Origin of the sequence: Yersinia sp. 1252 StPb PI (genome assembly GCF_048593885.1) — a bacterium.
Classification (GTDB): domain Bacteria; phylum Pseudomonadota; class Gammaproteobacteria; order Enterobacterales; family Enterobacteriaceae; genus Yersinia; species Yersinia enterocolitica_E.
On the sequence record NZ_JAZGQE010000150.1, the window covers coordinates 1 to 11754 of the forward strand.

The window sequence follows — 11754 nt, forward strand, 5'->3', positions numbered from 1 at the left end:
AATATTCTTTCAGCATTACAGCCATGAAGGGATTTTTCTTGTCAGCGCCCTATTTCGCCTAAAAGCATAAGAAGAATTATCGTCAATGTTAGTTAAATGTAAAGTAATAGAGGAAACTTTTCATATTTGTTGTTTTTTAAGTCACTCATGCAAATCAATGATGATTAATTTGCCATTTTATGTCTTCAATTGGATTTTGCTATCGCGATCCTATCAATTGTCCGTTGGCGTGTTTTCTGTCATTCAGTCGAAAAAAAATCTTACAGTGGATAGTAGTGATTAAAATTAACATTACAGATTTATTATCTGGTATATCGCGGGATTTTTTATTTGTATCTGCTGATTACCCCCATTGAATTAGTTGATTGCCCATTGTGGGTGGGGGCGTTTCTTTAGGGAATTGGATGAAAAAATTTGACTTGAGGGGGCGATTGCTTTAACCAATAGAGGGACAGCTTCATTTATGAGACAGACAGACGACATGCGATATATCAGCCTGAACACAACAATTATTACCACCACCGAAACCACTGGTTACGGGGCGGGCTGACGCGTACAGGAAACAACAGAAAAAAGCCCGCACCTAGACAGTGCGGGCTTTTTTTTTCAATCAAATCTTTGCAAAAAAAGTTTGCGATAAAAAAAGCGCGAAAGCGGGAGAGAATCAGAAATGCGAGTGTTGAAATTTGGCGGGACATCAGTAGCAAATGCAGAACGCTTTATGCGTGTTGCCGATATCATCGAAAGTAATGCACGTCAGGGACAAGTGGCTACCGTGTTATCCGCTCCCGCTAAAATTACCACTCATCTGGTTGCGATGATCGACAAAATGGTCGCAGGGCAAGATATCTCGCCGAATATCAGCGATGCGGAGCGGATTTTTTCCGAGCTGTTACGCGGGTTGGCCGACACTCAACCCGGATTTGACTATGAACGCTTGAAAGCGCTGGTGGCGCATGAGTTTGCGCAACTCAAACATGTCCTGCATGGTATCTCATTGCTCGGCCAGTGCCCGGATAGCATCAATGCGTCAATCATTTGCCGTGGCGAAAAACTCTCTATTGCAATCATGGAGGCGCTATTTCAGGCCAAAGGTTATCCGGTTACTGTGATTAATCCGGTCGAGAAGTTGCTGGCGCAAGGCCATTACCTCGAATCCACTGTTGATATCACGGAATCTACCCGCCGTATCGGGTCCAGCAGCATTCCGGCCAACCACATTATCTTGATGGCAGGTTTCACTGCCGGTAACGACAAAGGTGAGTTAGTGGTGCTGGGGCGTAATGGCTCCGACTATTCAGCCGCGGTGCTGGCTGCTTGTTTACGCGCTGATTGTTGTGAGATCTGGACGGATGTTGATGGGGTTTATACCTGTGACCCGCGTACTGTACCCGATGCCCGTTTACTGAAATCGATGTCATACCAAGAGGCGATGGAGCTGTCCTATTTTGGCGCTTCAGTTCTTCACCCCCGCACTATCGCCCCCATTGCCCAGTTCCAGATCCCTTGCCTGATTAAAAACACCTCTAATCCACAGGCACCTGGCACCCTAATTGGCGGGGAAAGCAGTGATGATGGCTTCCCAGTCAAAGGTATCACCAACCTGAATAACATGGCGATGATTAACGTCTCAGGTCCGGGGATGAAAGGCATGGTCGGTATGGCTGCCCGTGTCTTTGCGGTGATGTCACGCAGCGGCATTTCAGTGGTACTTATCACCCAGTCTTCTTCTGAATACAGCATTAGCTTCTGTGTGCCGCAGGGGGAGCTAGAGCGTGCCCGTAGAGCATTGGAAGATGAGTTCTATCTGGAATTGAAAGATGGCCTCTTGGAACCCCTGGATGTGATGGAGCATCTGGCGATTATCTCCGTGGTGGGTGATGGTATGCGCACATTGCGTGGCATCTCCGCTCGCTTCTTCTCGGCGTTGGCGCGTGCCAATATTAATATCATTGCGATTGCGCAAGGCTCGTCTGAGCGCTCTATTTCGGTGGTGGTGAGTAATGATGCGGTTACCACCGGTGTGCGTGTCTGCCATCAAATGCTGTTTAACACTGACCAAGTGATTGAAGTGTTTGTAATAGGTGTTGGCGGTGTCGGTGGGGCATTAATCGAACAAATCTATCGTCAGCAGCCGTGGTTGAAACAGCGCCATATCGATCTGCGGGTGTGTGGTATTGCTAATTCCAAAGCCATGCTGACCAATGTCCATGGCATTGCGTTGGATAATTGGCGTCAGGAACTGGCTGAGGTGAAGGAGCCATTTAACTTAAGCCGTCTGATTCGGTTGGTAAAAGAGTATCACTTGCTCAACCCGGTGATTGTCGATTGTACTTCCAGTCAGGCTGTTGCCGATCAATATGCTGATTTCCTGGCCGATGGTTTCCATGTTGTGACGCCAAACAAGAAAGCCAACACCTCGTCGATGAATTACTACCGTCAGATGCGTGCGGCGGCGGCGAAATCTTGTCGCAAATTCCTGTATGACACTAACGTGGGTGCTGGTTTACCGGTAATCGAAAACTTACAGAATCTGCTCAATGCCGGTGACGAACTGATGCGTTTTTCTGGCATTCTGTCAGGGTCGCTGTCGTTTATCTTCGGCAAGCTGGATGAAGGGATGACATTGTCAGAGGCAACCTTGCAAGCCAGGGAGATGGGATACACTGAACCTGACCCACGCGATGACCTCTCTGGCATGGACGTGGCGCGTAAATTGTTGATCTTGGCCCGTGAAGCAGGTTACAAACTTGAGTTGACGGATATTGAAGTTGAATCCGTTCTGCCAGCCAGTTTTGATGCTTCTGGTGATGTAGATAGCTTCCTGGCGCGTTTGCCGTCACTGGATGCCGAGTTTACCCGTTTGGTGGCGAATGCGGCGGAGCAGGGCAAAGTGCTGCGTTATGTTGGGGTTATCGAAGAAGGGCGTTGTATCGTCAGAATGGATGCTGTTGACGGTAACGACCCGCTGTATAAAGTTAAAAATGGTGAGAATGCGTTGGCTTTCTATACCCACTATTATCAGCCTATTCCGTTGGTGCTGCGCGGATACGGTGCGGGTAATGACGTGACTGCTGCCGGGGTATTCGCCGATCTTTTACGCACATTATCCTGGAAGTTGGGAGTTTAAATATGGTTAAGATCTATGCTCCGGCATCGATTGGCAATGTCAGCGTTGGATTTGATGTGTTGGGTGCGGCGGTTTCGCCGCTAGATGGCACCTTACTCGGCGATTGTGTCAGCGTGACGGCGGCAGACCGTTTCAGTCTGCGCAATGAAGGCCGCTTTGTCAGCAAACTGCCTGATGACCCGAAAGAGAATATTGTTTATCAATGCTGGGAGCGTTTTTGTCAGGAAATGGGCAAACAGATCCCGGTGGCGATGGTGCTGGAAAAGAATATGCCGATTGGTTCTGGGCTAGGTTCCAGTGCTTGTTCGGTAGTTGCCGGGTTAATGGCGATGAACGAGTTCTGTGGCAAGCCACTGGATAAAGTCACGTTACTCGGCCTGATGGGGGAGCTGGAAGGGCGTGTTTCCGGCAGTGTGCATTATGATAATGTTGCACCTTGCTATCTGGGTGGGATGCAGCTGATCCTCGAACAGGAAGGTTACATCAGCCAGAACGTTCCCGGCTTTGATGATTGGCTGTGGGTCATGGCGTATCCGGGTATTAAGGTCTCGACCGCTGAAGCGCGCGCCATTTTACCGGCGCAATATCGCCGTCAGGATTGTATCGCTCATGGCCGCAATTTGGCTGGATTCATTCACGCTTGTCACACTCAGCAACCTGATTTGGCCGCTAAGATGATGAAAGATGTTATCGCCGAACCTTACCGCACCCAACTGTTGCCGGGCTTTGCTGCCGCCCGCCAAGCCGCACATGATATTGGTGCATTGGCTTGTGGTATTTCCGGCTCTGGCCCGACGCTATTTGCTGTCTGCAATGATCATGAAACCGCACAACGCATGGCGGGCTGGCTACAAAATCATTACCTGCAAAACGACGAAGGTTTTGTTCATATTTGCCGTCTGGATACCGCAGGCGCACGACTACTGGGATAACGCATGAAACTGTATAACCTTAAAGATCACAACGAGCAGGTCAGCTTCGCGCAAGCGATCAAACAAGGCCTGGGTAAGCATCAGGGGTTGTTCTTCCCACTGGAATTGCCAGAATTTGAACTGACAGAAATTGATAAATTGCTGGATCTGGATTTTGTTACCCGCAGTAGCCGTATTCTGTCTGCTTTTATTGGCAGTGAGATTGCCCCTGAAACCTTAACCAAACGCGTTCAGGCCGCATTTGAATTCCCGGCACCCGTGGCTCAGGTTGAGAATGATATCGCCGCACTGGAGCTGTTCCACGGCCCGACACTCGCGTTTAAAGATTTCGGCGCGCGTTTTATGGCGCAAATGTTGGCTGAAGTGGCGGGTGATCAGCCGGTGACAATCTTAACGGCGACTTCCGGTGACACTGGGGCGGCGGTAGCACATGCATTCTATGGCCTGAAAAACGTGCGGGTGGTTATTCTCTACCCACGTGGCAAAATCAGCCCCTTGCAGGAAAAACTGTTCTGCACATTAGGTGGCAATATCCACACCGTGGCAATTGAGGGCGATTTTGATGCCTGCCAGGCCTTGGTGAAACAAGCCTTTGATGATGAAGAGCTGAAGCAGGAACTGAGCCTAAACTCCGCCAACTCGATCAACATCAGCCGCTTATTGGCACAAATCTGCTATTACTTTGAAGCGGTAGCCCAGTTGCCACAAGAAGCACGTAATCAACTGGTTATCTCGGTACCCAGTGGTAACTTTGGTGATTTGACCGCCGGGCTGTTAGCGAAATCATTAGGTTTGCCGGTTAAGCGCTTTATTGCTGCAACCAACGCCAACGACACAGTGCCGCGCTTCCTGGTTAACGGCCAGTGGCAGCCAAAACCCACCGTCGCGACGCTCTCGAATGCGATGGATGTCAGCCAACCGAATAACTGGCCACGTGTTGAAGAGTTATATCGCCGTAAAATCTGGCAGTTGAAGGATTTAGGCCACGGTGCGGTGAGTGATGAAGTAACCAAAGAGACCATGCGTGAGCTGGCGGAGCTGGGTTATATCTCTGAACCTCATGCGGCGATTGCGTATCGTGTCTTGCGTGATCAGTTGCAGGACGGTGAGTTTGGGTTGTTCATCGGTACCGCTCATCCGGCGAAATTCAAAGAGAGCGTGGAAGAGATCCTCGGCCAGGAACTTCCGTTGCCGAAACCACTGGCTGTTCGGGCGCAACTGCCTTTGTTATCCCATGATTTACCAGCCGATTTTGCGCAATTGCGGGCTTTCTTGATGGCTTTGCCAAAGTAATTACCCGTCTTACTTGGTGTTGCAGCGTTGTTAGCCGCTCTCACTCACCCGAATCACTTACTTGACTGAGTAAGCTCATCGGGATGTGTTCGTTTGCTGCCTGGCTGCAACACCAATTACTTAGGGTAATGCTTTTTCTACTTGAAGTTGTTAAAACTGCTCAGCGCGCTTAAATACCAGTTCATTTTTTGCCGACAGCCCGGCATCAAACTCATAGCCTTCCAGATTGAAATCAACCAGTTGTTCTGGTTTGGTTAACTTATTCTGGATGATAAAGCGGCTCATCAGGCCACGGGCTTTCTTGGCATAGAAACTGATGATTTTGTATTTACTATTTTTCTCATCCAAAAATACCGGTTTAATCAGTGAGCCTGCCAGTTTGGCCGGTTTAACCGCTTTAAAATATTCATCAGAGGCCAGATTAATCAGCACATTATCACCTTGTTGCTCCAATGCCTGATTCAGTTTTTCAGTTATCTGGTCACCCCAGAACGAATAGAGATCTTTGCCGCGCGGATTAGCCAGCTTAATCCCCATTTCCAGGCGGTAAGGTTGCATTAAATCCAGTGGGCGTAACAGGCCGTACAAGCCAGAGAGCATGCGCAAATGCTTTTGCGCAAAATCAAAATCGGCGGCGCTGAAATTCTGTGCTTGCATGCCGGTATAGACATCACCTTTAAAAGCCAAAATCGCCTGACGTGCATTGTCCGGGGTAAAATCAGGCTGCCAGTCGCTAAAGCGGGCAGCATTTAAACCGGCCAGCTTGTCGCTAATCCCCATCAGACTGCTGATTTGGGCTGGCGTCAGCTCACGACAAATCTCAATAAGCACTTGTGACTTATCCAACATTTCAGGCTGAGTAAACTTCTTGGTCGCTAATGGACTTTGATAATCAAGGGTTTTAGCCGGAGAGATAATAATAAGCATAACGATATCCTGTTAATACCCGTCATACTTCAAGCGGCATGTGCGTTGGCTACTTTCGTTCACCTCAGTCACTTACTTATGTAAGCTCCTGAGGATTCACTCACTTGCCGTCTTTCTGCCATTCGAATTATTTAGGGTATATTTAAATAAGACACTGTAGCAAAAAGCGCACGTCAGCAAAAAAAGATTGGGCGATTGCTAAGATAGGTATCCCCATCGGACATGACGTTGTAGGGTTGTCAGCGATGATAGAGCTTGGCTAAATCGTCTCAGCACGATAAGAATGGACGAAATTGCTATTAACCAACCGGATTCTGGCTGTTTTGCACGGCGAAAACGGTTGCTAAGCAAAAAGCCTGTCTTTGCGCTTTTTTTAATCAGTTTAACTGCCTTGCACCAAGGCTTACGCATGTTATTATCAAGACAAGGCAGTGCGTCCAGATAGCCACTATTGCGAAATGGCTAACATTTCGAAAGAGCAGAAAGCAGCTTGAGAAAACAGATTCTTGAGAACATGCGTTCTTTAGGAAATGAACAGTTTTGACATGCCAAAAGTTCATGCACAAACGACGAGAAACGACAACATGACCGATAAACTTACTTCCCTACGTCAAATTACCACTGTAGTAGCAGATACCGGGGATATCGCGGCAATGAAGCTGTACCAGCCGCAAGATGCAACCACTAACCCATCACTTATCCTGAATGCGGCTCAAATTCCTGAATATCGCAAACTGATCGATGAAGCCATTGCCTGGGCACGCGAGCAAAGCAGTGACCATGCTCAGCAGATTGTTGATGCCACTGACAAATTGGCTGTGAATATCGGTTTGGAAATTCTGAAACTGATCCCAGGGCGCATTTCTACCGAAGTTGATGCTCGTCTTTCCTATGACACCGTTGCCAGCGTGGCAAAAGCCAAGCGCCTGATTAAACTGTATAACGAAGCTGGCATCAGCAATGATCGTATTCTGATCAAACTGGCCTCGACCTGGCAGGGTATCCGTGCTGCGGAACAACTGGAAAAAGAAGGCATTAACTGTAACCTGACTCTGCTGTTCTCCTTCGCTCAGGCGCGTGCTTGTGCTGAAGCGGGTGTATTCCTGATTTCACCGTTTGTTGGCCGTATTCTTGACTGGTACAAAGCCAATGGCGACAAAAAAGAGTTCGCGCCACACGAAGATCCAGGTGTCGTTTCAGTAACCGAGATTTATCAGTATTACAAAAAACACGGTTATAGCACTGTGGTGATGGGCGCAAGCTTCCGTAATTTGGGTGAAATCATTGAACTGGCGGGTTGTGATCGCTTAACTATCGCACCTTCTCTGTTGAAAGAACTGGCAGAAAGCGAAGGCCCGATCGAGCGTAAACTCGCTTATACCGGTGAAGTTCAGGCGAAGCCTGCACCACTGACCGAAGCTGAGTTCTACTGGCAGCATAATCAGGACCCTATGGCTATCGATAAACTGGCTGACGGTATCCGTAAGTTTGCTATCGACCAAGGCAAACTTGAGAAAATGATCTCTGACCTGCTGTAATTCGAGCGGTATGTCTGATAAAAGGTGGCGTAAGCCGCCTTTTTTATTGCCTGTTAGCTGGCCAGGTTTGTGCCGCTCCCCCCACGTTAATTATGTTGGATATGCTATTATTCGCCCTGGATAACAGGCATTTCGTCGAGGTAGTCGCATGAATACATTACGTATAGGTTTAGTCTCCGTCTCTGATCGGGCGTCAAGTGGGGTATATCAAGATAAAGGCATTCCGGCACTGGAAGAGTGGCTGGCAAGTGCGTTAACCACCCCTTTTGAAATAGAAACTCGTCTTATCCCCGATGAGCAAACTCTGATTGAGCAGACATTGTGTGAGTTAGTCGATGAAATGGGCTGCCATTTGGTGCTGACCACTGGCGGTACCGGCCCGGCGAGACGTGATGTTACCCCTGATGCCACGCTGGCAATTGCGGATCGGCAAATGCCAGGTTTTGGCGAACAAATGCGTCAAATCAGCCTTCATTTCGTTCCCACCGCTATTTTATCCCGTCAGGTAGGGGTTATCCGCAAGCAGGCATTGATCATCAACTTGCCGGGGCAGCCTAAATCAATCAAAGAGACGCTTGAAGGCGTGAAAGACGCCGAGGCGAACGTGGTGGTTGCCGGTATTTTTGCCAGTGTGCCTTATTGCATTCAACTACTGGATGGGCCTTATATAGAGACCAATGCTGAAGTGGTAGCGGCTTTTCGCCCGAAGAATGCCATTATCGATATAAAAAGCTAAATTAAAACTTTTTACAACATAAGGCACCATTCTAACCGTGTGGGGAATTTTGTACGGTATAGTCCTATTAACTTTACAAAAAGCTGAAAATATTTTTCTTCCCCAACTCTGGTTTATTACGGTGTCATATGTCTCAAGAACACAATTCATCTCAAGTCGACTTATCGCAACCGCATGTTGCTCAAGAGCATAATCCTAACCGTCGATTGAATAAGCAAGATTATAAAACGCTCACTCTGGCTGCATTAGGGGGCGCTTTGGAATTTTATGATTTCATTATTTTCGTCTTCTTTGCTGCGGTTATCGGCGATCTTTTCTTCCCGGTAGATATGCCTGAGTGGCTGCGCCAGGTACAGACATTCGGTATTTTTGCGGCCGGTTATCTGGCTCGCCCATTAGGCGGCATCATCATGGCGCATTTTGGTGATCTTGTTGGCCGTAAAAAGATGTTTACTCTCAGTATTTTGTTAATGGCCTTACCCACGTTGGCGATCGGTATGTTGCCGACTTACGCTTCGATCGGTATTGCTGCGCCATTACTGTTGCTGTTAATGCGGGTGTTACAAGGGGCGGCAATTGGCGGCGAAGTCCCCGGAGCATGGGTTTTCGTGGCTGAACATGTACCGCGTCGGCGTATCGGGATCGCTTGTGGCACGTTAACTGCGGGTCTGACCGCGGGGATCTTGCTGGGGTCGCTGGTGGCTACCGCCATGAATACCACCTTAAGTCCTCAGGCTATTTTAGATGGCGGCTGGCGTGTACCATTCTTCCTGGGGGGAATTTTTGGTCTGTTCGCGATGTATCTGCGCCGTTGGTTGCAAGAAACACCTATCTTTAAAGAGATGCAGGCACGTAAAGCCTTGGCTGAAGAGTTACCGCTGAAATCTGTCGTGGTTAATCATAAGAAAGAAGTGTTTGTTTCCATGCTGCTGACCTGGTTGCTCTCTGCCGGGATCGTGGTGGTTATCCTGATGACCCCGACGTATTTACAAAAGCAGTTCGGCGTACTGCCAGCGCTGGCATTGCAGGCCAATAGTTTGGCGATTGTCGCATTGGTGTTTGGCTGTGTGATTGCCGGGCTGGTCATTGACCGTTTCGGTGCCAGTAAAACCTTTATTGTTGGCAGCCTGATGCTGGCGGCATCCACATGGTCGTTCTACCACACAAATTTGACTGATCCAACTCAACTCATTACGCATTATATGATGGCTGGATTTTGTGTCGGCATTGTCGGTGCGGTACCTTATGTGATGGTCCGTGCATTCCCGGCAGAGGTCCGTTTTACGGGGATATCCTTCTCTTACAATGTGGCCTATGCCATTTTTGGTGGTCTGACACCGATTGTGGTGACCCTATTAATGAAAATGACACCGATGGCCCCGGCCTATTACATGCTGTTGTTATCGCTGGTAGGATTGTTGCTGGGGATTTATCTGCGTAATGATATTAATAGCGATGTGAAAGTGCATCTGCCAAAGAAGGTTTTGGTTGAGTAAGAGAGCGGGTAAATAGATCTCATCTTCAAAAATAGCCCATACAATTTATGGGCTATTTTTTGACCCATATAATTTAAAATTCATTCTTAAAATTAAAACCAACCTTCTGTTTGACTCGAGCCGAGGGCTGAGTAATGACTTCAGAGAATAATATTCTGGCACCCTGTTGCTGTAAATATCGGCTTAGCTCTCTGACTGCTGCTGTGCCAGCGCCTCTTACGGTTCCTTCGCGATCGGGAAATAAGACATAGTCTGGCAGTGTTGCCGACGCGACCAGTTCAACTTCATCCCGGCTATTAAAACGGTCAGCAAGTACTATCGCGATAACTCTTCCCCGCAGTTTAACTATTACATATATTTCACCGGGACGATGGAGAGTGAGTCTTCGATTGATAATACCCGTCACAACGTTTCCAGCAAGAAGCAGTTTATTGAGGGCATCATTAATTTCATCTGTAGCGGCATCTGCATTGGCACCTTGATCGGGGTAACCTCGCTGATACTGTTGCTCCCAGTGAGCAATGATTTCTTTCAGTTTTTTCCGCATCGCTTGGGCATTACTAATTTCTACACCTGAAAGCTTTTCTTCTTCCTCAGGGGTGGGTGTTGGGAGTATTTCTATTTCGAATTCTAATTCAGTTTGCTCAACAAATTCACCCTGTGAAATAATTTTTGGAGGAGTTGGTTTAAAGATGAAAGTCTCCAATAGCAACTCATAAATGCCTAATGGTAAGAGCTCCACCTGTGATGGTGACTCATCAGATAAGGAAAGAAGGTTATAAGAGGTATAACTAAGCTGAGCATAATCAAAAGCGGTTTTAATATCGGCAAGGGCATTATTAGTGGTTCTGTCGGTTATTTTTTCTGTTATAGCATGGATGAACCTATTTTCTACTGCTGCATTTTCGGCGGTGACGCCGGTACTTCCTGTTCTTATTATTGAATCTACTATTTGGCCAAAAAATGCTGTATTCCAGGTTTCTAAGCTATTACCAAACAACAAAGTAAAGTCAGTCATGATTTCTAATGTCCAGTCAATGCAATGGGGTCTTACTTGACGTGTTGGACGAGAGTTAAATAAAGAGTGGAGCGAAACCATGCAGGCTTTGGCTACCGCCGGGAGGCTTAGAGATTGTCTACGTTGACTGTAATCTATATAAGTCAATGTCATGTAGTTATCTACACCCTTAGGTATGCGTAACTCTGCTTCTTTGCTGGACTTTGGTTTTAGTGGGGAGCTGTTTCCAGCAATATGTAATGTTTTTCCTTTTGTATTATGGTTGAAAAAATCATTTGCACTGAATATGATGCCATTCAATTGTTGGCATTTACCTTGTATAATATAATTATAGATATTTAAAAAAGGAGTGAAAGCACATAATATTTTACTTGCTTGTGCTAAATCTCTTTTTTCCCAATCCTTATCTCCTGTATCTGCGGTAAGTATAGTTTTGACGATAACTAAAGGTTTATCTTTATTGTAGTTAGTTATTACTATCTCTGGGGGGGCGCTAATGCCATTATCCCAATCAAAAAAAATAATGGGGGATGTATCCACTAAATGATTTTCCAATGTCCGAATGTATTGTACTTTTACTGTGTCTTTTTCTATTTGTATAATGAAAGACAGATTGTCGCTGCGTCTATAATGTTCAAAATAAAACTTATCATTCATTTTTTCATTGTAGAAATTAATTATACT

General features: G+C 47.0%; 9 protein-coding genes and 1 other annotated feature. Of the genes, 7 read left to right on the forward strand and 2 right to left on the reverse strand.

Annotated features, from left to right (window positions below):
• Positions 1-481 precede the first annotated feature (481 nt).
• From thrL to thrC, 4 genes are all read left to right on the forward strand, one after another.
• Complete coding sequence (gene thrL / locus V2A85_RS18095; RefSeq protein WP_002231504.1) at positions 482-550, forward strand: thr operon leader peptide; 69 nt, start codon at positions 482-484, stop codon at positions 548-550.
• Positions 489-607 (forward strand) — a sequence feature (Thr leader region). Its footprint overlaps the gene before it by 62 nt.
• A gap of 63 nt (positions 608-670) precedes the next feature.
• A complete protein-coding gene (gene thrA, locus V2A85_RS18100) occupies positions 671-3130 on the forward strand; it encodes a bifunctional aspartate kinase/homoserine dehydrogenase I (protein ID WP_420072013.1) in 2460 nt (819 codons plus the stop codon).
• A 2-nt stretch (positions 3131-3132) separates the two neighbouring features.
• Positions 3133-4062, forward strand: a complete 930-nt coding sequence (gene thrB, locus V2A85_RS18105; protein WP_372557966.1) for a homoserine kinase — start codon at positions 3133-3135, stop codon at positions 4060-4062.
• Positions 4063-4065: 3 nt separating this feature from the next.
• Positions 4066-5355, forward strand: a complete 1290-nt coding sequence (thrC, locus tag V2A85_RS18110) for a threonine synthase (protein WP_083160635.1) — start codon at positions 4066-4068, stop codon at positions 5353-5355.
• A 150-nt stretch (positions 5356-5505) separates the two neighbouring features.
• On the opposite strand, the gene yaaA is transcribed toward thrC, so the two are convergent.
• Positions 5506-6282, reverse strand: coding sequence for a peroxide stress protein YaaA (gene yaaA / locus V2A85_RS18115; RefSeq protein ID WP_372557967.1), 777 nt, complete (start codon positions 6280-6282; stop codon positions 5506-5508).
• Positions 6283-6866: 584 nt separating this feature from the next.
• On the opposite strand from yaaA, the gene tal reads away from it, so the two are divergent.
• From tal to V2A85_RS18130, 3 genes are all read left to right on the forward strand, one after another.
• A complete protein-coding gene (tal, locus tag V2A85_RS18120; RefSeq protein ID WP_005192439.1) occupies positions 6867-7820 on the forward strand; it encodes a transaldolase in 954 nt (317 codons plus the stop codon).
• Positions 7821-7968: 148 nt separating this feature from the next.
• Complete coding sequence (gene mog, locus V2A85_RS18125) at positions 7969-8556, forward strand: molybdopterin adenylyltransferase (RefSeq protein WP_372557968.1); 588 nt, start codon at positions 7969-7971, stop codon at positions 8554-8556.
• Positions 8557-8684: 128 nt separating this feature from the next.
• Positions 8685-10052: an MFS transporter gene (locus V2A85_RS18130; RefSeq protein WP_372557969.1), complete on the forward strand. Its 1368-nt coding sequence runs from the start codon at positions 8685-8687 to the stop codon at positions 10050-10052.
• A 73-nt stretch (positions 10053-10125) separates the two neighbouring features.
• On the opposite strand, the gene V2A85_RS18135 is transcribed toward V2A85_RS18130, so the two are convergent.
• The coding region (locus tag V2A85_RS18135; protein ID WP_420072014.1) for a GNAT family N-acetyltransferase at positions 10126-11754 on the reverse strand (1629 nt) is incomplete at its 5' end.

What these genes read in the sequence shown, in the direction of transcription:
- yaaA (WP_372557967.1), bottom strand. Translation starts at nt 6,282, where the DNA reads ATGCTTATTATTATCTCTCCGGCTAAAACCCTTGATTATCAAAGTCCA.
- mog (WP_372557968.1), top strand. Translation starts at nt 7,969, where the DNA reads ATGAATACATTACGTATAGGTTTAGTCTCCGTCTCTGATCGGGCGTCA.
- V2A85_RS18130 (WP_372557969.1), top strand. Translation starts at nt 8,685, where the DNA reads ATGTCTCAAGAACACAATTCATCTCAAGTCGACTTATCGCAACCGCAT.
- thrB (WP_372557966.1), top strand. Translation starts at nt 3,133, where the DNA reads ATGGTTAAGATCTATGCTCCGGCATCGATTGGCAATGTCAGCGTTGGA.
- thrA (WP_420072013.1), top strand. Translation starts at nt 671, where the DNA reads ATGCGAGTGTTGAAATTTGGCGGGACATCAGTAGCAAATGCAGAACGC.
- tal (WP_005192439.1), top strand. Translation starts at nt 6,867, where the DNA reads ATGACCGATAAACTTACTTCCCTACGTCAAATTACCACTGTAGTAGCA.
- thrC (WP_083160635.1), top strand. Translation starts at nt 4,066, where the DNA reads ATGAAACTGTATAACCTTAAAGATCACAACGAGCAGGTCAGCTTCGCG.